We start from the raw sequence: 22,021 nt of genomic DNA, 5'->3' as shown, positions 1-22,021 counted from the left end.
GTCAGCGCCACAGCCTCGTGCCGGAGGACTGGACGCATGGGTAGGCCCATCGCGCATTGCGCCGTAGCTTCCATTTTTCTCATCAGCTCAGCATCTTTCTTTGCCTGTGGTGAGGGCACGTATCAGGGTGGGTCCTGCGCGACCACCGACCACTGTCAGTCGGACGACCAGTACGTGCCGGGGACCATCTGCCTCGACGGACACTGCGAGTGCGGCGAGCCGGGGAAGGTCATCTGCTGCCCGCCCGGCGAGGAGGAGCCGGACTGCTTCCTCGCGTGCCGCCGCTGCGACGAGTGCGCGGAGAACACGGCGGAGTGCTCCGGGGTGCCCGTGCCGCCCGGGGGCTGCGAGAGCGACGCGGAGTGCGCCGGCCCGCCGGACCCGCGGTGCGGCGTGGGGCGGTGCGTGGACGGCGCGTGCGAGGTGGAGATCAGGAAAGGCCCGATCGAGTCGCAGATCCGCGGCGATTGCAAGAGCGAGGAGTGCACGGCCGAAGGCCGCGTGGTCAGCGTGCCGGCCTATGACGTCTACGATGACGGCAACCAGTGCACCCTCGACGTCTGCGAGGTCGATGAGCCGCGACATCTCACGCTCGAGGAGGTCACCTGTCCGGCCTCCGGCGCGGGGCGATGCCATGAAGGCGCGTGCGTGCAGTGTTTTGCTGAAGATCCCTCGCTGCAGTGTCCTGCCGGGTTGGTGTGCTACGGCGTATGGTGTGTACCACCGCACTGCGAGAACGGCGCGAGAGACGCTGGGCTCGGGGAAACCGGCTTCGACTGCGGCGGCCCCTGCCGTCCTTGTCCACCGAGCGAGCGCTGCGGCGCCGCCACCGACTGCGTTAGCCGCGTGTGCACGAGCGGCAGCTGCATGATCCCGACGTGCAGCGACGGCGTGAAGAACGGCGATGAGACCGGCGTCGACTGCGGCACGACGTCGTGCCCGCGCTGCCCGCAGGGCCGGGGCTGCAGGACCGGCGCAGACTGCACGAGCGGCGTCTGCTGGAGCGGCGCCTGCGAGGTGCCCACCTGCAGCGACGGCGTGAAGAACGGCGACGAGGCCGGCATCGACTGCGGCGGCGAGGGGTGCGCTGGGCCGTGCCCGGGCTGAGGACGTCGCCCCTTTCGCGGCATCCAGTACCTTCCCCGACGGCGCTTGATGCAAGAGATCGCGTACGGACGGCGCCGAGCGGCTGACGACCACGTGGACCTGGGACACCGCGGCGCACGGGATCGGCAAGCTCCACGTGCTGGAGAGCCCCGACGGGGGACCACCGCCGAGGCCCGTGATGGCCCACGCGCCGCTCATCGACGCGCGAGGCGGGCCTCCAGGTCGCGCACGCGCGCCTCCAGCTCGCGGACCCGCGCCTCGGCGGCGGCGCGGGCGCGCTGCTCTGCGACGCGGGCGCGCTGCTCCAGGGCGCGCGCCTCGCCCTCGGCGCGGAGCGCCTCCTCCTCGGCCGGCACGAGATCCGTCGCGCGGGAAGTCCGCGCGACGCGCAACGTGGGGTACGGGCCGTCCTTCAGCACGACGACGTGCGCGTCGAGCGCCTCGATCCGGAGGGGATCGGCGCCCGCGTGGACGCGCAGGTAGGTGCCGTCCGGGTCGCGGCGGTAGAGCTGGAGCGGCACGCGCTCCTCCGCGAGCGGCGCGCGCGCGGCGGCGGCCTCGGGATCGAAGAGCAGGAGCTCGGGGCAGCCGAGCTGCCAGTACTTGGCCGGCGTCTCCTCGTAGGCCCGGCGCCAGTCGCCCGCGACGATCTCCAGCGCGAAGCGCGGCGGGCGATGGCCCGGCAGCCACGTCTGCCACTGCCGCGGGAGCGGCGGCAACGGGCGGTGATCGAGGACGTAGAGGTCGGGCAGGACGCGCACGAGCGGCTCGGCCCGGACCCAGGCGAAGGGGTGATCGGCGCCGGCGTACCAGTCGGACCAGCCGCGCTCGCGCGCGAGCTGCGCCATCACCGAGAGCAGCAGGCGGACGACCCCGGCCCGCTCGGCCTTGCCAGGCCGCTCCGCGTCGTCGGGCAGGTACCAGCCGGACCAGTCGATCGCGGCGCTGGCCTCTTCCGGCGACAGGTCGCGGAGCACGAGCGCGCGGGGCGGCCGCCGGGCGTTGAGCAGGAACCCGAAGCGCTTCGGCGATACCACCCGGGCAAACTAGCACCCCGGCCCGGCCCGCGGGAGGCAGCGACACCCGCGGCGCCTCCCTCGCGCCGCGCTCGGCGAGGTCCTCTCCGGGTCGCCGGAGGCGTGCACCGGAAGGCAAAGGCACCCTCGCGATGGCGCGCAGTCGCTCGCGCTCTCGTCCCCGCGCGGCAACGCCCCTGCAGGGCCGGGCTCGCTGCGAGGTGCGCTGTCCGAGATCAAGGAAACGTCCAGATCATCGCATGGCGGTGGTGGAAATAGCCAGTCGTACCATTCTCGTGGCACACGTGTGCCAGCCGGCCCTCGCCGGTACAGGGATGTCGTGCTCGCCGCCGGCTCGCCGCGGCGGGGCAGGGCTGCGCACGGGCGAACCGCGGTGCACCGAGCGGGCGGGCTGCTGGCGCGGGGCTTGCCAATACGCCAGACACCATGAGAACACACCGCGCTCATTCGTCCCTCTGGCTGCTCGCAGCAACAGGCCTCCTCGCCGCCGGGTGCGAGGCGGAGCCCCCGCCCGTCCAATCTCACGGCGCCCCGCTCCACCGGGCCGAGTCCTGCGACGACCTCGCAGCGTCGCTGAAGCAGGACGCCCTCGCGAAGATGAACGCGCAGATCGACGCCATCATCGCGAGCTACTCCGCGTATGGCACCCCCCGCGGCGGCGGCGGCGTCATCGGCGTCGACAACAACGCCGGCGGCGACCCCGGCGCGACGCCAGGGGGCGACGCGGATCCCACCGACGTGCCGTCCCCGACGCCGCCCCAGGCCGGCGGCGCGGAGGACGCGGCGGGCGACGGCAGCGATGCCCCGACCCACTCCAACACGAACACCCAGGTCGCCGGCGTCGATGAGGCGGATATCGTCAAGACCGACGGCAACAACCTCTATATCCTGCACGACCAGAGCTTCTACACGCTGGCCGCGTGGCCGGCCTCGTCGCTCTCGGTGGGCAGCTCGCTCGCGATCGAGGGGCAGCCGCTCGAGATGTTCGTGGCGGACGACAAGGTCGTCGTCTACTCGTCGGTCGACGGGGCGCCGATCTACGAGCGCGCGGGCGTCACGCCGCGGCCGGGGTACTACGACTACTACTTCGTCGACGGCATCGCCGCGGGCGGCGGCGTCGCCACGCCCGGAAGCGGCGGTGTGCCGGCCAGTGGGCCGGATGGCGACGATGCGCCGGAGGCCTCCGACGATGAGCCGGAGGTCCCCGCCGACGGCGGTGGGTCCCCGCCGTCTCCCGGCGACGCTGAGCCGCCGGACGGCGCAGACGAGCCGGAGCCCATGCCGCCGGGCGGCACCGACGCGCCCGTGCCGCCGGACAGCACCGACGCGCCGGCGCCCGACGGGGTGCCCCCGTTAGGCGTCTACGCCCCGCTCACGAAGGTCACCGTCCTCAGCCTCGCGGGCGGCGCCCCCAGCGTGGTCAAGGAGCTCTACTTCGAGGGGGGTTACGCCTCGGGGCGGCGCACCGGCGCCAACGTCCGCACGGTGCTGACCGGCGGCGCCCACGGGCCCGCGCTCGGCTACTGGCCCGAGGGCCTGGTCGACTACCCCGAGACCGCCGAGGCGTGGACCGCGGCGTTCGAGCAGCTCCGCGCCGAGAACACGGCGCTCATCGAGGCCGCTCCGCTGTCGACGTGGCTGCCGTACCGCTTCGAGAAGGAGGGGGAGACGGTCACGGAGCTCGGCGCGAGCTGCGAGGACTTCTACGTCCCGGAGGCGGGCACGACGTCGTACGGGCTGACGCAGATCGAGTCGATCGACCTCGCCGACCTCGACGCGGAGCCGGAGTCGACCTCGATCATCGGCGCGACCGACACCGTTTACTCGAGCCATGACGCCCTGTATGTCGCGGCGCGGGGCTGGCAGGAGCTGGCGTCGCCGGGAGCGCCCGGCGAGGTGCTCGCGAGCAGCGATGTCACGCACCTGCACAAGTTCGATCTGACCGCCGACCCGAGCCAGCCCAGGTACGTGGCGTCGGGCTCGGTGCCCGGCCACATCCTCAACCAGTTCTCGCTCGACGAGCACAACGGCAAGCTCCGCGTCGCCACGACCGCGATGGTGCCGGCGGAGCCCAGGTGGACGACCAGCAACAGCGTGTTCGTCCTCGAGGCGCAGGGAGCCGAGCTCGCGCGCGTCGGCGCCATCACCGACCTGGCCCCCGGCGAGCAGATCCGCTCCGCCCGGTTCTTCGGGGATCGCGGCTACGTGGTGACGTTCCTCCAGGTCGACCCGCTGTTCGTGCTCGACCTCTCCGACCCGGGGTCGCCCTCGGTCGCGGGGGAGCTCAAGATCCCCGGCTTCAGCGAGTACATGCACCCGCTCGACGACGGGCACCTGCTGGCGATCGGCAGGGATGGAGACGAGGAAGGCACGGTCACCGGCCTGGCGCTCCAGATCTTCGACGTCACCGACGCGTCGGCGCCCGCGCTCCTGCACAAGGAGACGCTCGACGGGGACTACGGGTACTCCGAGGCCGAGTACAACCACAAGGCGTTCACGTACTACGGTGAGCGCGGCGTGCTCGCCTTCCCGCTCGTGAGCTTCGACGGGGAGACCGGCGCGGTCGCGAGCACGCTGGAGCTCTTCAACGTCGATATCGCCGACGGGTTCAGCCGGCTCGGCGCCGTCGACCACAGCGGCTTCTTCACCACGGAGCCGGGGTGCTTCTACTACGGCGGCGCCGACGTGCGGCGCGGCGTGTTCGTCGAGGACTTCGTCTACTCGATCTCGAACGGCGGCGTGCTCGTGAACGCGCTCGACGACCTTGCGACGCCGGTCGCGTCGGTGGCCCTGCCTGCCCCGGCCTGGTCAGGGTTCGAGTGCGGCGGCGACATCGCCGATCCCGCGCCGGCCCCCGACGGCAAGGAGTAGCGCCGGGCGGCGGCGATCCTGCCGCCGCGCCCCGCGCCCCGCGCTCCGTCGTCGCGGAGCGCGGGGCGCTGCGTCGTTCAGGCCCCCGGCCGCGCCGGCGGGGGCACCTCCCACGGGTGCTCCGGGTAGAACTCCCGCATCAGCCGCGCCGTGTACGCGACGAGGTTCGAGAAGCCCTCGGCCCTGCGCCGCAGCGGCGAGTCGAAGAACGGCGTGAGGATGCCGGCCAGCACCGCGAACGCCGTCGCGTCGACCCCCGCCGGGCGGTCGCCGAAGAGGTACGGCTTGCCCCCGAGCAGCGCCGAGAGCGCGGCCAGCGAGCGCGCGCCGAGCGCGACGATCTCCTCGTCCGAGTGCCGCGCGACGCCGATCGCGCGGTAGTTCTCGCGGACGCGCGCGAGGAGCTCCTCGCGCAGCTTCGGGCGCAGCTCCTCGGGCGCGCCGTCGACGAAGCGCGCCGGGCCCTTCGCGAAGTTCTCCGGGATGAGCCAGCGCGCGTAGCCGCTGGCCGCGGCGAAGTGGTTCTCGAGCATGCGCTCGATGGCCCACGCCTCGGCGCGCTGGCGCGCGTCGAGGCCCGCGTCGAGATCCTTGCCGTGCTTCTTCTCGAGGTGCTCGCGGATGAAGTGCGAGTCGGCGATGCGCTCGCCTTCGTCGTCGATGAAGGGGAGCTGCCCCTTCGGGGACTGATCGAGCCGGCCGCGCTCCTTCCCGTAGGGCAGGCCCAGCAGCTTGAGCTGGACCTCGGTCTTGGTCACGTAGGGGCTGGCTTCCGGCAAGCCGAACATCGGGCCGAAGCAGTGGAGGGTGATCATGCGCGTTCTCCGGGCGTCTGGGTCCGTCGTGGACCGCGCTTGATGTAGCCCCGCCCTGCTGACAACCTGGTGTCAGCATCCCCGTGCGACGCGCCGATCGCCTGTTCCAGATCCTGCAGATCCTGCGCCGGCAGCGGGCGCCGATCACCGCGGCGGCGCTCGCCGAGGAGCTCGAGACGTCGAAGCGCACGGTGTACCGCGATATAGCGGACCTCCTGGCCCAGCGCGTCCCGATCCGCGGCGAGGCCGGCACGGGCTACGTGCTCGAGCGCGGCTTCGACATGCCGCCGCTGATGCTCACGCCCGACGAGATCGAGGTCGCGGTCCTCGGCGCGCAGTGGGTCGCCCACCGCGGCGACGTCGCCCTGCGGCGGGCGGCGCAGGACCTCATCGCGAAGATCGCCGCGAGCGTCCCCGAGCGCCTGCGCCAGTTCGTGCTCGAGCCGGCGACGGGCGCGCCGCCCGCGCTGGACCAGGCCCCCGACGCGCTCGACATGGCCGAGGTGCGCGCGGCGATCCGCGCCGGGACGAAGATCGCGCTGCGCTACCGCGACGAGGCGGGGCGCGAGAGCGAGCGCGTCGTGTGGCCCGTCGTCGTGGGGTACCTCGAGGCGACGCGCGTCCTCATCGCGTGGTGCGAGCTCCGCCAGGACTTCCGCTCCTTCCGCACCGACCGCGTCGTCGCCGCCACGTTCCTGAAGGAGCGCTACGGCGAGAGGCCGAGCGCCCTCCGCGCGCGCTGGCGCAAGGCCCTGCCCAGGCGCCGCGAGCCGCCGGCGCGCGTCGGCGCGGCGTCGACCGGCGACCGCTAGAGCGACAAACGGGTTGAAACCACGAGAGAAAGCAGGAATTTCACAGGGAGGCGGGGAGGCGGGGAGCGAGAGACGGCAAGAGGGAGAAATTCATTTTTTCTTCCTCCCCGCCTCCCCGCCTCCCTGTGAAAATTCTCCGGGTTTCAACGTGATCGTTGTTCTAGGCCGGCTCAAGGCGCCGTGGGGTCCGGGCCCCCGGGAGGCGCGCCCGGCGCGTCGCCCGCGCCGCCGTCCGGCGCCCCCGGCGGCTGTCTCTTCTGCTCCACGACATAGAGGACCACGTCCACCGTGCTCCCGACGGCGCGGTTGACGAGGCGGATCGCCCCGTGGACGCCGGACAGCGTCGTGTCGTGAATGAGCCGGACTCCCCTCACGGGCGCCCGGAGCGGGGGGATCTGCTCCAGCAGGTCGAAAGGCAGCTTCGCCGCGTGCTTCTGCAGGCGCTCCACGGCCCGCGAGCCGTGGTCGACCGCGTCCTCGACGAGGTCCTTCAGGCCGCGCCACCTCTCGATCACGCCGCCTCCTCGCACCACGCGCGAATCTGCGCGTAGACGTCCTCGTCGTGGGCGAGCCGCAGGTGGCCGAGCGCCGGCATGACCCGCACGTGCTCCTGAGGGAAAGGCGAGCACCTGTCCCTCGCGACCGCCCGGCCCGTGGCGCTCCTCAGCGAGACCATCGCGTCCCCGAACAGCAGGGAGAGCCATGGATCGGCCGTGAGCGCGCCGGCGATGAGGTGATGGCGGATGTGAGGGAGCAGGGGCACGGGATGCCGGCGGTTCTGGAGCAGGGCGCCTGCGTCGGCGTCCTCCCAGTCCTCGCGGCGGAGGTTGGCATACCCAAGGTCCCTGATCCCGCCGCTGCGGAGGTTGATGATCTCGGCGATGAGCTTCGTGTACGGGTTGTCGATGCTGGCGAGCGCCCACGTGACGGCGTGGCCAAAGCGCTCCAGCGGCGCGCCGAGGTGCGGTGTGCCGAGGTAAAAAGCCCGCTTCACGAGGGGCAGCCACCTTCGCCCCTTGTCGCTCGCCGCGTGCGCGGCGCTGCGCGAGACGAGGCCGCCCATGCTGTGGCCGATGAGGACCAGCTCCTCCACCGGCGCAGGAGAGGCGCAGACGAGCTGCTCGAGGAGGGCGTCCAGGGCCTCGCCGTTCTCGGAGATGCGGAGACCGCTGTTGTACCGCACGTAAAGCGGCGTGTACCCGAGGTCGCGCGCGAGGCGCGACCCGTACGTCTCGCCGTCCGACATCGTCCAGATGGCCTCGGTGCTCATCAGTCCGTGCACGAGCACGACGACGCGGGACGTGGCCTGGGCAGAGACGGCCGCGGGGAGCGCCCTGGACAGCGGCACGGGGCGCCCGTCGCGGACGAGCTGCATCGCGGTCGCGAGGCCGTTGCTGGTCCGCTTCAGGTAGTCGCCGAGGACCCCGTTGAGCACCCCGATCACCAGCTCCACGTTGTTCCCCATGGCGAGGCTCCAGCCGCATCCTGCCACGGATCGGCGCCGGGTGCGCGTCAGCCCTGGGCGCGCTCCACCGCCGCCCCGTCATCCGCCGCCGCCCCGCACAGCGCCGCGAGGCGGCGCTCGTCCCCGGGCCCGCCCGCCGCGCGCGCCATGTAATAGACGAGCTGCTGCCGGCTCGACGTCGTCGACGCGAGCGTGTGCCACTCGAGCAGGAGCGGCGCCCCCTCGTCGGCGTCGCGGCCGCCCGCGCCCCCGCCCTCGACGCGGAACGCCTTCGTGCCGCTCACCTTGGCGCGGACCTCGTGGCGCGCCCAGATCACCCGGAACGCCTCGCTCGTCTCGAGCAGATCGGCGATGAGCGCGTCGAACTCCGGATCCCCCACGTACGAGCTCGCGCTGAAGCGGAACGCGGCCACGACCTCCCGCTCGATCGTGCCGATGTCCGCGTAACGCGCGCGGTAGGCCGCGTGCCGGAACGTCAGCCAGAGCAGGTTGCGCTTCCGCGGGGGGACGTCGCCGAAGTCCAGGAGGAGGCGGCACGCCGCCTCGTTCCACGCGAGCACGTCGAACCGGGGGCTGAAGACGAACGCCGGGACGCGCAGCGCCTCGAGCGCGCGCACCATCGCCGGCTCGGCCCTCTCCTTCTGCGCCGCGGAGCGCGCCGCGCCGCCCGCGGGCTCGGGGCGCGCCAGGTAGAAGAGGTGACCTCGCTCGTCGTCGTCGAGCTTCAGCACCCGCGCGATCGCCTCGAGCGTCTCGCGCGACGGGTTCACGTCGCGCCCTTGCTCGAGCCGCGTGTACCAGTCGACGCTGAGCCCCGCGAGCTGCGCGATCTCCTCGCGCCGGAGGCCCGGCGTGCGCCGCCGCTTCCCCGCGAAGGCGACGCCCGCGGCCGGCGCCGCGCGCGTCCGCCTGCCGCGAAGGAAATCCGCCAGCTCGCTCCGCCTGTCGCTCACGTTCGCGCGCGCCCCGGACATGCCCCCAAGATGCACCGCCCGCGGGCCCCTATCCAGGGATTGCGAATCCCAGGATCGCCGCTCGTCTTACTAGCCGCGACGCGGAGCTCCAGAGTGCGGCCATCCCCGAACGGGGACCAACCAGGAGCAGGCACCATGTCCCAGAATCTCCCTCTCGCAGGTCGCATCGCCGTCGTCACCGGGGCCTCCAGCGGCATCGGTGAAGCCACCGCCCGCAAGCTCGCCGAGCAGGGCGCGGCCGTCGCGCTCCTCGCGCGCCGCAAGGACCGCCTCCAGGCGCTGGCCGAGGGCATCCGCGCCGCGGGCGGGCGCGCGCTGGCGCTCGCCGTCGACGCCACCGACAGGACCGCCGTCGCCGGCGCCGCGCGGTCGATCGCCGCCGAGCTCGGGACCGTCGACCTCGTGGTCAACAACGCCGGCGTCATGTTGCCCTCCGGCGTCGAGGAGCACCGGGTCGCCGATTTCGAGCAGATGATCGACCTCAATGTCACCGGCGTGATGCGGGTCGTCGACGCGTTCGTCGATCCGCTGGTCGCGGCCGCGGGCAAGGGCGGCCCGTCGGACCTCATCAACATCTCGTCGATCGCCGCGCACGGCGTCTTCGCGACGTTCGCTGTCTACTGCGCCACCAAGGCGGCGGTCACGCACCTCTCGCGCAACCTGCGCGCCGAGCTCGGCCCGAAGCGCGTCCGCGTCTCGGTCGTCGAGCCCGGCTTCGTCGACACCGAGCTGCAGGGTCACATGACCGACGAGAAGGCCAAGGCGTGGATCGCCAGCGCCAAGCAGGAGATCACGTGGCTCACGGCGGACGACCTGGCGAACACCATCGCCTTCACGGCCGGCCTCCCGCGGCACGTCAACCTGTCACAGGTCACCGTCATGCCGACCGAGCAGGTCTGAGCGGCGCGCGCGCCGGGCGGGGCGCAGCCCGGCGCGCGGCGCAGGCCGACGCCTCACAGCCCGAGCTTCACGAGGAAGGCGTCGCGGCCGCCCTGCTCCGCGAGCGGCCCGCCGCCGAAGTCGAGGGTGCCCTCGAAATAGCCGGTGAGGACGACGTCGCCGCCGGGGCCGAACGCGATGTCCGTGGGGGTCTGGCCCTCCTCGTCGCCGAAGCTGTCGCTCGTCAGCGGCCGGCCGTCGGCGTCGAGCCTGGCCACGAAGATGTCCATTTCCCCCGCGCTCTCGAGCGGCGCGCACACGACGTCGAGCGCGCCCTGGAAGGCGCCGCTGATCGCGACGTTGCCCGCGGCGTCGGCGGCGATCGCGGCGCCGTCCTGCCGGAGCGCGTCGCCGAAGCGGCGGCTCCAGACGTGGTCGCCCGACGGGTCGAGCTTCAGCACGAACACGTCGTTGTCGCCCGCGCTGTCGAGCGGCCCGCCGCCGAAGTCGACGCTGCCGTGAAAGCTCCCTGTCACGAGCACGTTGTCCCACGGATCCACCGCGACGGCGGCGGCGTCCTGGCTGCCGGGATCTCCATAGCTCCTGCTCCAGACATGATGGCCGTCCGGATCGAGCTTGGCGACGAAGGCCTCGGAGCTGCCGGCGGTCGGGAGCGGCCCGCCGCCGAGGTCGAGCCCCGCGAGCCCCGCGTCGAGGAAGAACCCCGCGAGGACGATGTCACCCGCGCTGTCCACCGCGAGGCCCTCGCCGCGATCGATGTTCACCGTGCCAAAGCCCTCGCTCCAGAGGTGATTGCCGGAAGCATCGAACTTCGACACGAAGACGTCCTCATCGAACAGGCCCCCGGCGCTGACGAGCGGCGATGAGCCGTCGAAGCCGAGGGCGCCCTCGAACGAGCCGGTGACGACGACGTTGCCGTCGGGGTCCGCGGCGATCCCGCGCGGGTAATGGCGCTCATTGCCTGTCGCGCCGCGGCTCCAGAGGTGGTTGCCGTCGGGGTCGAGCTTCGCCACGAACGCGAGCAGGGAGGCCTCGGGGGGGATCGTGAGCGGCCCGCCGCCGAGGTCGATCGGGTCGCGGAAGCCGCCTGCGAGCAGGATGTTGCCTTCCCCGTCCACGGCCACGGCGGAGGCGAACGAGTCGGCGGAGCCGAAGCGGCGGCTCCAGAGGACGCTCCCCTCGGCGTCGAACTTCGCGACGAACGCGCTCGCGGCGCCCGCGGGGGTGACCGGCCCGCCCCCGAAATCGACGGCGCCTGCGGCATAGCCCGCGAGGACGATGTCGCCCGCGCTGTCGACGGCCACGGAATACCCGACCTGCTCGCGCAGGTCGCCGAACCGCCGGCTGAAGAGGTGCTCGGCGCCCGGGCACGGCCGGTAGCAGACGCTGAGCGCGGGCCGGCGAGCCGCGAGCGGGGCCTCGCTGCTCCAGAGCCTCGCGGGCGCCGTGGAGCTCGGCTCGAGGAGCACGCCGTGGTTCGGGAGCGCGCCGTCCACCCACGCCTGCGCGAGCGACGTGACGTCGAGCGTGACCGGCCCCGTCCCGCACCGGCCGCCGTCGGAGGACGCGACCGGCGACGGGTCGAACGCGCCCGCGAAGCTCGCCCAGGTGACCGTGTCCTCGTCCCACGCCGACGTGATCCGGTGAACGTCCACGGCGTCTGCGCCGCGGCTCCCCGCCGGGTGCAGCGTGATCGCGGCAGACTCGATATCGACCCCCTCGGGGAGCGAGCTCAGGTCGAACCGGACCAGCGCTCGCTCCGCGCCGGGCCCGGCGGCGCCGAGGAGGTGCGGCGCGTCGCCGCGGTTGCGATGCGGCTTGTGGCTGGTGATGGTGGCGTCAGCGACGCCGCCGAGGAGGCCGCGGCGGATCGTGACGCACGTCGGCGGCGACGCCTCTGCAGAGGCCGCCAGGAACGTCAGAAGGAGAGAGAGGGATAGATGAGGAGCAGGTAGTTTCATGATGTCTCCGGTGCCGGATGGCGGCTGTGCGTTGCTGCCGACGGCGGTCGTCGATCGCCGCCGTCGGTCGCGCCTCGGACAGGCCGCGAGCTCGGCTGTCGGGCGGTGTCGCGCCAGATTTGCTGTCGTGGGGGCTCACCCCTTCAGCCGGCGTCGAGCTCGAAGGCGCCCTCGTAGATGGCGTCGACAGGGAGGGCGGCGCCGTTCGACAGCGAGATGGCGCCCCCGGCCTCGATCACGCGGTAACGCCAGGCGCCGTCGGCCTCGCGCCGGTAGTGCTCGACGCGCACCGATAGCTGCGAGACGAGCAGGTAGTCTGTCAGGGAGGGGATGCGCCGGTATGCGTCCCATTTCTCGCCGCGGTCGTACGCCTCGGTGCTGGGGGTGCGAAGGTAATGTAACGGCAGGGCCACGGCCAGCCTTGGCGGCCCGTGCTGCGGCAGAGCACGCTTCCCGGGGGTGTCAGGAGCCGAAGCGGCGCACGTTGCGGACGCGGGCCTTCGCGGCCTCGACTTCCTTGTTCTTGGGCGGCGCGGTGGTCTCCAGCGACTCGACGAGCCGGCGCGTGATGGCGGCGATGTCGTCGACGGCCTGCTCGAAGCAGGCGACGTTCTTGCCGCTCGGGCTGCGCGTCCCGCTCACCTTGCGCACGTACTGAAGCGCCGCCGCCCGGATCTCCTCCTCGGTGGCCGGCGGCTCGAAGTTGAACAGAGGGCGGATGTTCCGGCACATGCCGCGAGCGTACCGCTGAACGCGGCGCGACGCCAAAGCCGACGCCGGTGTCCTGTCTCGCAGGCGGCCGACAGCGTCATGCGTTTGCCGGAGCGTCCGCGCCGGTTCCACGGAGCAGCCCGCCGTGCCCTGTCGGCCTCGCGCGAGCAGGCGAGATCGCCGGACAGCGAGGCTTCGCAGCGGCGGAGTCCTTCCGTCTTCCGTGTCGCGCCGCGCTCGGCGCGGCGGGCGTCACCCCTGCTCGAGCTGCTCCAGCTCGCGCACGCGCGCCTCGAGCTCGCGCACGCGCGCCTCGGCCGCCTCCCTGGCGCGCGCATCGGTCGCCGCGACCTCCTCCTGGGTGGGCACGAGCTCGCCCTTGCCGCCGGGGCGCGCGAGGCGGAGCCGGGCCTCGGCGCCGCCGCCCACGACGCAGAGCCAGCTGTCGAGGGCGGGGCTCCACGCGGGGCCGGCGCCCGCGTGCAGGCGCACGTACGCGCCGTCGGGGTCGCGCCGGTAGACCTGGAGCGGCACCCTGCCGGCGGGCGGTCGCTGCGCGGCGGCCTGCGGATCGAAGATCGCGAGCTCGGGACAGCCGAGCTGACAGTACTTGAGCGGGATGTCCTCGTAGGCCTTCTGCCAGTCGCTCGGCACGATCTCGAGCGCGAACCGCGGCGGCCGGTGGCCGGGCAGCCATGTCTGCCATTGCTTGGGCAGCGGCGGCGCGGGCCGGTGGTCGAGGAGGTAGACGTCCGGCGAGACGCGGACGAGCGGCTCCTCGCGCACCCACGCGAAGAACCGATCCGAGCCGGCGTGGTGGTCGGTCCAGCCGCGCTCGCGCGCGAGCTGCGCGATCGAGGACAGGAGCAGGCGGGAGATCTCGTCGTGCTCGCCCCACGCCCCGATGCCGTCCGTTTCATCGAGGTACCAGTCCGACCAGTCGATCGTCGCGCGGAGCTCCTCGGGCTCCGGGTCGCGGACGACGAGCGCGCGGGGCAGGCGCGTCGCGCGGGGGTTGGCTCCGGTGCGGGCAGGCGGCACGGGCCGTCAAGGTAGCACCCGCGGCGCGGCGGCGGGAGCACCCGCGGCGCGGCGGCGGGCACGGCAGGCAGGAGCCGCAGGAGGAGGCGCAGGCGGGCGCGGCGGGTGGGCGCGGCGGCGGGCACGGCAGGCGGGAGCCGCAGGCGGGCACGCTCGAGCGCCGCCGCGCGCAACGAGGGCGGCGCATCGCATCGAATCGATCGCGTCGATGGGACGCCCGCGACGCCCGCGACGCTCGGGGGGCTCCCGGTGCGGCGCGGCGGCGCCATGTCGGCGGCATGCGTTTCGAGGGGGTCCTGTTCGATGTCGACGGGGTGATGGTCGATTCGCCGCACGAGCGCGCCTGGCGCGAGGCGCTGGAGGCGCTGATGGCCACCGAGTGGCGCGCGATCGCGCCGCAGACGCGCTATGCGCCCGAGCGGTTCACGACGGCCGTCTACCAGGGGGAGGTCGCCGGCAAGCCGCGCGAGAGCGGCGCGCGCGCGGCGCTCGACTACTTTGGTGTGCCCGACGCCGCGGCGCGCGCCACGACTTACGCCGAGCGCAAGCAGGAGGTGCTGCTCCGGATGATCGAGGCGGGGGAGTTCGAGGTCTTCCCTGACGCGATGCGGCTGGTCCTGGGGCTCAAGGCGCGCGGCATGCCGATCGCGACGGCGTCGTCGTCCCGGAACGCCAGCCGGCTCCTCCGCCGGATCCGTGCCGACACCTTCGCCGAGCAGCAGGACATTCGCTGCCCGCCCATCCCGCCCGGCGCGACGCTGCTCGACCTTGTCGACGCCGATCTCTGCGGGGCCGAGGTGGCGCGCGGAAAGCCGGCGCCGGACCTGTTCCTGGCGGCGGCGCGCGCGCTCGGTGCCCCGCCGGCGAGCTGCCTTGTCGTCGAGGACGCCCCCGCCGGGGTGCTGGCCGCCAAGGCGGGGAGGATGACCGCGCTCGGCGTGGCGCGGCTCGCCGACCGGGCGCTGCTGGTCGCGGCGGGGGCGGATCGCGTGGTCACGACGCTGGATGAGGTGGATCCGGATGCGCTGGTTGCAGGGCGGCTGGCAGCGCGCGCGGCCTGAGCGATGACGCTCGCGCTCCTGCGGGTCGATGAGCGGAGAGATCTCGCCGGCTCGCTCCGCCCAGCGTTCCGCAATCCCGCGCGGGCGTGCGCGAGGTACGTGCGCACCTCGAATGCATCCTCGTGCTGGTCCCACCGACTCGGGTGCCGCATACCGACTCGGGTGCTGCATGTCGCAGCCGCGCATTATGCGGTCACGCGGTCACGCGGTCGCACGTCAGGCGCCCGTGCTTTTGCGGGAGCTCACGATCGGGACATGGGCTCCGCGAGCCAGCGAACCAGCGCCTCGCCTTCGAGATCGAGCAAGGCATCCTCGACCTCGCCGGGACCGAGTGCGCGGGCTCGCTCGACGATCGAGCGCTCTTCCTCGGCGGTCGGCCGTCGCCCGATGCGCCGCGCGAAGAGGCGGCCGAGCAGCTCCGCGATCGCCTTCTGCTCCCCGCGCTGCTCTCCTCGTTGCTCGCCGCGTAGCTCACCTCGTTGCTCTCCGCGCTGCTCTCCCCGTAGCTCCCCTCGTCGCTCGGCCTCGATGATCAGCTCCCCGATGATCGGCGTGCGCCGGAGCAGCCCCTCTTCCTTGTCCTCCACCATCATGACGAGCTCCTTCCGCAGATTATGCCCCCAGGGATCGATGGTCGCCATCACCAGGAGCGCCGTGTACAGCTCGGCCCGTTCCTGGGCGGTCGCCGCGCCCGCGTGGATCTCCGCGACGACCTCCCGCAAGGCCGCCTCCGTCGCGTCCCGGGCGAGCGGGGCGAACACCAGCCAGAGCACGCTGCCGCGCGCCCGCAGCTCGCCGATCGTGCGCTGGTAGACGGCGTCGACGCGGAAGTGCGTGCCGCTGAACGGCCGCCCTGGCCAGGCGGTGCGGCGCTTCCCTGTCGCAGGCAAGCGCCGCCTGGGGCCAGAGAGCACCACGGCGACGCTCTCGATCGGCGGCACCGGCTCGGCGGGAGCTTCGAGGCGGAGCGCGGCGAAGAGGAAGCCGAGGTACTCGAAGACGCGATCCGGAACGTCGTCGCGGAGCGCGAAGCAGAACTCGACGTGCAGCACCCGCGGCTCGCTGCCGACCCGCAGGCGCAGGGCCTTGTCGAGGCGGCGCTCGATGTTCGTGACCTGGCTGTCGACCCAGCCAAGGATCTCGATGGGGTGGTCCTCGGGGACGAGGGCGCGCACCAGGTCCTCGGGGCGCCTCCGGGCGAGGTGGCGCAAGGTGATGTCGGCGTCTCCCATGCGCGGCCCCCATGGCAGATCGCGTGCCATGGGATGAGGAAGCCGAGATCAAGGGAGTGTGGTGTGCGGTATGCGCGTCGGCGGGTGGCGGCGCCATGGCGGGTGGCGGCCTCGCCAGCCGCGAGCGTCGTAGCGCACCTCGCGAAGGTGCGAGCTGTACAGGCGCAGGATGCTCCCCGGCGTGCGCGCGATGTCGGCAGGGATCGTGCGTGCTCCGCCCGTCCAACTCGGGATGAGCCGCGGCCGAAGGCCGCCGACTCCATTCCCTTGTTCGGCATCCCAAGTGAGTTCGGCGTCCCAGGTGACGGAGCCGCGCGCCGCCATGGCACCGCGATGCTCTCGGGCTGAGCCTCCAAGCGAAATCCCATCGAATTGCGTCGATTCTCGGAAGCAGCGCCATCGAGGTCTCGGCGATCGGCTTCGGTTGCTTGGCGTGATACGTGGCTGTACCACGTCATGCCCGTCGTCGTGCGGGGTCCGGCGGGTCTACGTCACGTTCCGCGATCACTTCGCGGTGCGGACCGCCAGCTCTTTGGCCGCCTCGATGAAGTGCCGCAGCGGCGCCGATCTCCGCGCGACGCTCGGGAAGTAGAGGAAGAAGCCGGGAACCGTAGGCGCGTAGCGTTCGAGCACGCGCTGGAGCCGTCCTGTACGTAGCTGCTCCAAGACCATCGGCTCGAAGGCGTAGACGAGGCCCAAGCCTTGCTCCGCCAGCTTGGCGGTCAGCCGGCCGTCACTCGTGACGACGCCCCCGCGGACGGGAACGCGCCAGTTCCTGCGCCCGCGTTCGAGCTCCCATGCGTAGAGCGCTCCCGTGGTCTGCGAGCGGAACGTGATGCACTCATGGCGCAGGAGATCCTCGGGCCGCTCCGGCGTACCGTGGCGCGCGAGGTACGCGGGCGCGCCCACCACCACGAAGCGAAAGGAATTGGTGAGCCGGACCTGCACCATGTCTCGCTCGATGGATTCACTGAGCCGCACGCCCGCGTCGTAGCTTTCGGCCACGATGTCCACGAGGCGCTCCTCGATGGCGAGCTCGACCTCGATGCGCGGGTGACGAGCGCGAAACGTCGGGAGCACTGGATCGATCACGAAGGGGACGGCCATCGGCGGCACCGACAGCCGCACCCGACCCACCGTCTCTCCCGGCGGCGCGCGATCATGCGCAAGCAGCGCTCGGGGCACATCGTCGCAGTCTCGTCGACAGCGGGCCTCGTCGGCTTCGAGTTCGGGAGCGCCTACGCGGCATCGAAGTTCGGCCTCGAGGGCTGGATGGAGTCACTCGCGCCGGAGGTCGCCCCGTTCGGCATCAAGACCACCATCGTGAATCCGGGGTTCTTCCGCACGGAGCTCCTCACGGAGCAATCGACGAGCTACGCCGAGCCTTCCATCGATGACTACGCCGAGCGCAGGGCGAAGCAGCTCGAGTTCTGGAGGTCCCACAATGGCAAACAGGGCGGCGACCCGGCCAAGCTCGCCCGCGCGCTCGTGACCCTCGTTGACCTGGAGCGGCCCCCGGCGCGTTTCATGGCAGGGGCCGATGCGATCGCAACGGGCGAGCAGAAGCTCGCCGACCTCCGGCAGCAGATCGACGCGTACCGCGACCTCTCGTCGTCGCTGACGTTCAGCGCGGCCGGCGGCGTCGGCAACGGGAGCTAGAGCGCCATGAAGAACACCCAGCGAACGAATGATTCGAACACCGCAGGTCCCCGAGCCCTGAGTCGCCGGGACCTCTTGGCCAGCGCTGGCCTCGCCATGGCGGCATTGGCGGTCGGGGCGTCCTGCGCCTCCGCGAATGCGCCCAAGCGAAAGGGCCCTCCGACGAGCGAGGGACCAGGCGCGAACGTGAGGAATCGCGGAATGAGGACACGAATGCTCGGCAAGCTGGCGGTCTCCGAGATCGGCGCCGGGTGCATGAGCATCAGCGCCAACTACGGTCCACCGGCAGACAAAAATCAAGGGATTGCCGTCCTGCGTGCTGCCCATGAAAAGGGCGTCACCTTGTTCGATACCGCCGAGGTCTACGGACCCTACAGGAACGAAGAACTCGTCGGAGAGGCGCTCGCACCCATCCGAGATAAGGTCTCCATCGCCACGAAGTTCGGCTACGACATCGAAGCTGGTGGCCACAACAGCCATCCGGACCACATCAAGAAGGTGGTCGAGGGCTCGCTCAAGCGCCTCCGGACCGACCGCATCGATCTCTACTATCAGCATCGCGTCGACAAGAAGGTGCCCATCGAGGACGTGGCCGGTGCGGTCAAGGAGTTGATCCAGCAAGGAAAGGTCCTGCACTTCGGCCTCTCCGAGGCGAGCGCACGAACCATTCGCCGGGCGCATGCCGTTCAACCGGTGGCGGCAGTCCAGACCGAGTACTCCGTCATGAATCGAGACCCGGAGAAGAACGGTGTGCTCACGACCTGCGAGGAACTGGGGATCGGCTTCGTCCCGTGGGGTCCGGTTGGAATGGGCTATCTGACCGGGAAGATCGACGCACGCACGACGTTCGACCCGAACACCGACTTTCGATCGGGCTTCGATCGCTTCACCCCCGAGAACCTGGCCGCAAATAAGCCGGTGGTCGATCTGCTGGTGAGGGTTGCGAAGCGAAAGGGCACCACGCCTGCCCAGATCGCGCTGGCATGGCTCCTGGCGCAGAGGCCGTGGATCGTCCCGATCCCCGGCACGCGTCGAGCGGACCACCTGGAAGAGAACCTGGGCGCCATCCATGTCGAGCTGACGCCTGCCGACCTCCAGGAGATGGAGGCCGAGCTCTCCAAGATCGAGGTGCACGGCGGCCGCATGTCCGCGAAGTACATGGTCGAAGTGGAAGAGTAGTGACTGTGGTGCCGGACTTGCGGACGATGACCGGGAGGAAGCGCCTCCTTCTGGCCGCGCTGGCTGCGGGCGGCGTCGGGATCGCCGGCCTCGCCGTGATGAGGGCGAAGGATTGAAGCTACGTCCCGAGCCCGCCCGGCGGCGTCTCCAGCGCGGAGATGGGTGCCACCCATCTTTTGTTGGAGGCTCGTCCACCGGGAGATGGGTGCCACCCATCTTTTGTTGGAGGCACGTCCACCGCGGAGATGGGTTCCACCCACCTTTTGTTAGAGGCACGTCCACCGGGAGATGGGTGCCACCCATCTCCCGGTTGGACGCGCCAGCTCATCCGGATGGGCTCATGGCGTGATGCCCGCCCCGGGCGAGGGCGCCAGGACGACTTCGGGTTTCCTGGCGATGGCCTTTCGACGGGGCTTCGCGAGGTCGTCGACCATCTCGACGTGGGGCGCCAGCAGGAACCAGAGCTCGCGACACCCTGTCTCCGGAGCGGCGCCCCGCCTCAGCCGCCCTGCTTGCGCACGATGGAGAGGCTCCAGATCTCCCCGGCGCTCGTGCCCACCCACAGGGTCGGCGACCCCTTGCCCGCGATCGCGAGCACCGTGGGCTCGCCGCGGGCGCCGAGCGTGACGCTGGCCGTCGGCGTGGGCGGCGCGGCCGACGCCGCCTCGATGGTGGCGCCGTCGAACAGCGCGACCCGGCCGTCCGCGAACGCCGCGAACAGGCTGGACTCGAGGACCGCCACATCCGCGACGCCTTCGCCGAGCTCGATCACCTTGGCGGTCAGCTTGCCCGACGACCGGACGACCGCGCACACAGCGCTCGCGCCGCGCTTGTACACCGCGGTGAGCTTCGCCCCGCCGCGCACGCGGTTCAGGTTCTGCGCCGCGCGCGGCAGCAGGGCACGCAGCGTCGGGCCGGGCTCGGGCGTCGCGCCGGGGTGGACGCGCAGCTCGCCCCCCTCCCCTGCGCCGTCCACCACCACGTGCGTCTCGGCCTCGGTCACATCGAACGCCCGCGCGGCGCCGCGCAGCGCGAACGTGCGGCCGTTGACCTCGTTCTTGTCCAGCTTCAGCTCCGTCGCGCTGCCGTCCCAGCCCAGCGACAGCGCCGTCTCGCCCGAGGGGCGCGTGGCCAGGAGCCGCGCGTCACGGCCGACCTGCTCGAGCTTCGGGCCGTGCGCGATGCCGAGCAGCGCCCACACCGCGTCCTCGCTCCGCACCACGGCGACGTCCTTCGAGAGCAACGCGACGTCCTCGGCCGAGGACAGCGACAGGTTCGTCGTCTTCGCGCCGGAGCCTCCGACAGGACAGACGCCGAGGCGCACCGGATCGGTCGAGACCATGGCGACCAGACCGGGGCTCGCGAGGACCGCGGCCCCGCGGATCTCCGCGTCGAGACTGTGCACCTTGCGGGGGGAGCTGAGGTTGCTGAAGGGCATGGCCCACGAAGATAGCGCTTCTTCCCGCCGAGTGGCCGGCGTTCTCGCGAGGCGGCTGGCGAGCTCCCCGGGGCAGGGTCGCGGCCGGCGCCGGAGCAGAGCAGACGTCCCGGTCGTCGGCTCCTGGGCGTCGGCTCTCGGACGTCAGCTCTCGAGGGTCGCCTCTCGGACGTCAGCTCTCGGAGGTCGCCTCTCGGAGCCAGCTCTCGGAGGTCGCCTCTCCGAGGTCAGCTCTCGCGGGTCGTCTCTCGCGGCTCCGGCGCCGCGCGGCGTCCGCCTCTGCGGCGTCACGCCTTGATGAGCGAGCGGACCTCGATGTCGAGGTTCTCGGACTCCGCGACGGCGTCCATCGCCTTGCGGAGCTGGGCGAGCGTCACCCCGGCGGGGACGTCGACGCGGGCCTCCATCCGGAAGAGCTGCGAGCCGGTGACGGGTGCCTCGTACGCCGAGGTCTCGAGCGAGACGATGTTCACACCGGCGCCGTGGAGCGCGCGCGAGACGGCGCGGACGATCCCCTCGTGGTCGAGCGCGTCCACCGAGATGACGCAGGGGATGGTCGACGCGCGCCGGTGCGACTCGGGGCTCTTGGTCCGGCGGCTCTGCACCGTGAGCCCCGTCGCCCGGGTGAGCGCCTCGGTCTCGCGCTCCACCGCCTCGATCGCGCCGGGGAGCCCCGACGCGAGCAGGAGGATGCCGAACTCGCCGCCGAGCACGGCCATCCGGCTGTCCTCCACGTTGGCGCCGCGCTCGGTCAGGTAATGGGTCACCTCCGCGACGAGGCCCGTCCGGTCAGGGCCGAGGCAGGAGAGGACCAGGAAGGTTTCGGGCTCGGGCGTCGTCGTCATGCGGCGCATCTTAGTCCGATCCGCGAAGCCAGCGCGACCAGCGCCGCCAGCGCATCCCGCCGCGGGCGCGCGCGTCCGGGACGACGAGCGCGCGGGCGACGCCGTCCGGATCAGCCGGCCGGGCGAGTGTCCTTCGGCTCGGGCGCGCCGCCCGCGTCGCCCGCGCCGCCCGCGTCGCCCGCGTCGCCCGCGCCTTGCCCCGCGCCGCCCGCGCCTTGCCCCGCGCCGCCCGCGCCTTGCCCCGCGTCGCCCGCGCCTTGCCCCGCGTCGCCCGCGCCTTGCCCCGCGTCGCCCGCGCCTTGCCCCGCGCCGCCCGCGCCTTGCCCCGCGCCGCCCGCGCCTTGCTCCTCGGCCGCGAGCGCGCGCACCGCGGCGCCGACGCGCACGACGCCGCCTCGCAGCACGCGCGCCGTGAGGCCGCCGTGGCCGCGCATCGCCTGGAAGCCGCCGTCGCCGAGCGCCTCATCCATGAGGCTGCACGGCTCGCACGGTCCGGTGCCTTCCAGGACGACCTCGTCCCCGATCGCGAAGCGCAGCGACCTGAGCGAGAGGAGGTTGACGCCCGAGACAACGAGGTTCCGGCGCAAGAGCTCGGGGCCCACCTCGGCGCGCCCGCCCGAGAGCGCCGCGATCACCGGGAGGTGCTCGCGCTGGATCAGCGTGACCTGCCGCTTGCCCCCCGCCCTGCCCGCGGCGGCGCAGTCGCCCGCGACCCCGCGCGAGGCGACCAGCTCCGCCTCCGCCAGCGCCACCATCGGCGCGCCGTGCGCAGGTCGCACGCCGATCCACTCCAGCCGCCCGATCTGCGGCACGTGGGCCAGCCGCTCCCGCAAGCTCCTCATCCGTCTCGATAGCCGACCCCGCGGCGCGCGCCACGCAGCCGGGCGCGGCCAGGCCGGGGCGGAGCTCCCCG

Annotated in this window: 19 protein-coding genes and 2 pseudogenes; 7 read left to right on the top strand and 14 right to left on the bottom strand. The window is 72.4% G+C overall.

Translation table 11 applies throughout. The annotated features are described in order from the left end of the window. The first annotated feature begins 174 nt into the window (after positions 1-174). A complete protein-coding gene (locus WME89_RS51720) occupies positions 175-1,107 on the top strand; it encodes a hypothetical protein (protein WP_438006867.1) in 933 nt (310 codons plus the stop codon). A 194-nt stretch (positions 1,108-1,301) separates the two neighbouring features. Here WME89_RS51720 and WME89_RS51715 read toward each other — a convergent pair whose 3' ends face one another. Beyond that, entirely contained in the window at positions 1,302-2,144 is an 843-nt protein-coding gene (locus WME89_RS51715; protein WP_438006866.1) for a Uma2 family endonuclease, read from the bottom strand. A gap of 426 nt (positions 2,145-2,570) precedes the next feature. On the opposite strand from WME89_RS51715, the gene WME89_RS51710 reads away from it, so the two are divergent. After that, positions 2,571-5,015, top strand: coding sequence for a beta-propeller domain-containing protein (locus tag WME89_RS51710; RefSeq protein ID WP_438006865.1), 2,445 nt, complete (start codon positions 2,571-2,573; stop codon positions 5,013-5,015). 77 nt (positions 5,016-5,092) lie between these two features. Here WME89_RS51710 and WME89_RS51705 read toward each other — a convergent pair whose 3' ends face one another. After that, positions 5,093-5,830 carry a glutathione S-transferase family protein gene (locus WME89_RS51705; RefSeq protein WP_438006864.1) on the bottom strand — a complete coding sequence of 246 codons (738 nt, stop codon included), beginning with the start codon at positions 5,828-5,830 and terminating at the stop codon, positions 5,093-5,095. 83 nt (positions 5,831-5,913) lie between these two features. Between WME89_RS51705 and WME89_RS51700 the strand changes: the two genes are divergently transcribed. Next, positions 5,914-6,642, top strand: a complete 729-nt coding sequence (locus tag WME89_RS51700; protein WP_438006863.1) for a helix-turn-helix transcriptional regulator — start codon at positions 5,914-5,916, stop codon at positions 6,640-6,642. Between the two features lie 170 nt (positions 6,643-6,812). On the opposite strand, the gene WME89_RS51695 is transcribed toward WME89_RS51700, so the two are convergent. From WME89_RS51695 to WME89_RS51685, 3 genes are read right to left on the bottom strand one after another with little or no spacing between them, the layout of a single operon-like run. Further along, positions 6,813-7,157 carry a hypothetical protein gene (locus WME89_RS51695; RefSeq protein WP_438006862.1) on the bottom strand — a complete coding sequence of 115 codons (345 nt, stop codon included), beginning with the start codon at positions 7,155-7,157 and terminating at the stop codon, positions 6,813-6,815. Then, a complete protein-coding gene (locus tag WME89_RS51690; RefSeq protein ID WP_438006861.1) occupies positions 7,154-8,107 on the bottom strand; it encodes a lipase family alpha/beta hydrolase in 954 nt (317 codons plus the stop codon). The genes WME89_RS51695 and WME89_RS51690 overlap by 4 nt, the downstream gene beginning before the upstream one ends. A 47-nt stretch (positions 8,108-8,154) precedes the next feature. After that, positions 8,155-9,081 carry a helix-turn-helix transcriptional regulator gene (locus WME89_RS51685; protein ID WP_438006860.1) on the bottom strand — a complete coding sequence of 309 codons (927 nt, stop codon included), beginning with the start codon at positions 9,079-9,081 and terminating at the stop codon, positions 8,155-8,157. A gap of 135 nt (positions 9,082-9,216) precedes the next feature. On the opposite strand from WME89_RS51685, the gene WME89_RS51680 reads away from it, so the two are divergent. Next, positions 9,217-9,981 carry an SDR family oxidoreductase gene (locus WME89_RS51680; protein ID WP_437622375.1) on the top strand — a complete coding sequence of 255 codons (765 nt, stop codon included), beginning with the start codon at positions 9,217-9,219 and terminating at the stop codon, positions 9,979-9,981. Positions 9,982-10,034: 53 nt separating this feature from the next. Here the strand turns inward: WME89_RS51680 and WME89_RS51675 are convergent, their stop codons facing one another. The 4 genes from WME89_RS51675 to WME89_RS51660 all read right to left on the bottom strand — a co-directional run bounded on the left by WME89_RS51675 (position 10,035) and on the right by WME89_RS51660 (position 13,694). Next, complete coding sequence (locus WME89_RS51675; RefSeq protein WP_438006859.1) at positions 10,035-11,942, bottom strand: DNRLRE domain-containing protein; 1,908 nt, start codon at positions 11,940-11,942, stop codon at positions 10,035-10,037. A 143-nt stretch (positions 11,943-12,085) separates the two neighbouring features. Next, the gene (locus WME89_RS51670) at positions 12,086-12,355 is read right to left on the bottom strand and encodes a Uma2 family endonuclease (protein ID WP_438006858.1); all 270 of its coding nucleotides are present in this window, start codon (positions 12,353-12,355) and stop codon (positions 12,086-12,088) included. A gap of 49 nt (positions 12,356-12,404) precedes the next feature. After that, the gene (locus WME89_RS51665; RefSeq protein ID WP_437655769.1) at positions 12,405-12,674 is read right to left on the bottom strand and encodes a DUF2277 domain-containing protein; all 270 of its coding nucleotides are present in this window, start codon (positions 12,672-12,674) and stop codon (positions 12,405-12,407) included. A gap of 231 nt (positions 12,675-12,905) precedes the next feature. After that, entirely contained in the window at positions 12,906-13,694 is a 789-nt protein-coding gene (locus tag WME89_RS51660; protein WP_438006857.1) for a Uma2 family endonuclease, read from the bottom strand. Between the two features lie 278 nt (positions 13,695-13,972). On the opposite strand from WME89_RS51660, the gene WME89_RS51655 reads away from it, so the two are divergent. Further along, a complete protein-coding gene (locus WME89_RS51655) occupies positions 13,973-14,755 on the top strand; it encodes an HAD family hydrolase (protein WP_438006856.1) in 783 nt (260 codons plus the stop codon). A 242-nt stretch (positions 14,756-14,997) separates the two neighbouring features. On the opposite strand, the gene WME89_RS51650 is transcribed toward WME89_RS51655, so the two are convergent. Beyond that, positions 14,998-15,987, bottom strand: a complete 990-nt coding sequence (locus tag WME89_RS51650) for a hypothetical protein (protein ID WP_438006855.1) — start codon at positions 15,985-15,987, stop codon at positions 14,998-15,000. 504 nt (positions 15,988-16,491) lie between these two features. After that, a pseudogene (locus WME89_RS51645) lies at positions 16,492-17,142 on the bottom strand (LysR substrate-binding domain-containing protein); the annotation flags it as partial. A 3-nt stretch (positions 17,143-17,145) separates the two neighbouring features. Here WME89_RS51645 and WME89_RS51640 point away from each other — a divergent pair. Together WME89_RS51640 and WME89_RS51635 are read left to right on the top strand one after the other, a co-directional pair. Further along, positions 17,146-17,646, top strand: a pseudogene (locus WME89_RS51640) (SDR family NAD(P)-dependent oxidoreductase); the annotation flags it as partial. A 201-nt stretch (positions 17,647-17,847) separates the two neighbouring features. Next, positions 17,848-18,825, top strand: coding sequence for an aldo/keto reductase (locus WME89_RS51635; protein ID WP_438006854.1), 978 nt, complete (start codon positions 17,848-17,850; stop codon positions 18,823-18,825). A gap of 499 nt (positions 18,826-19,324) precedes the next feature. Here WME89_RS51635 and WME89_RS51630 read toward each other — a convergent pair whose 3' ends face one another. The 3 genes from WME89_RS51630 to WME89_RS51620 all read right to left on the bottom strand — a co-directional run bounded on the left by WME89_RS51630 (position 19,325) and on the right by WME89_RS51620 (position 21,950). Continuing rightward, a complete protein-coding gene (locus tag WME89_RS51630; RefSeq protein ID WP_438006853.1) occupies positions 19,325-20,263 on the bottom strand; it encodes a hypothetical protein in 939 nt (312 codons plus the stop codon). Between the two features lie 287 nt (positions 20,264-20,550). Then, complete coding sequence (locus WME89_RS51625) at positions 20,551-21,108, bottom strand: glycine cleavage system protein R (protein ID WP_438006852.1); 558 nt, start codon at positions 21,106-21,108, stop codon at positions 20,551-20,553. A gap of 110 nt (positions 21,109-21,218) precedes the next feature. Continuing rightward, positions 21,219-21,950, bottom strand: coding sequence for an MOSC domain-containing protein (locus WME89_RS51620; protein ID WP_438006851.1), 732 nt, complete (start codon positions 21,948-21,950; stop codon positions 21,219-21,221). Between the last annotated feature and the right edge of the window lie 71 nt (positions 21,951-22,021).

It is taken from the genome of Sorangium sp. So ce321 (assembly GCF_051530195.1).
Lineage (GTDB): Bacteria > Myxococcota_A > Polyangia > Polyangiales > Polyangiaceae > Sorangium.
This window is presented reverse-complemented; position numbering and strand designations above follow the sequence as displayed.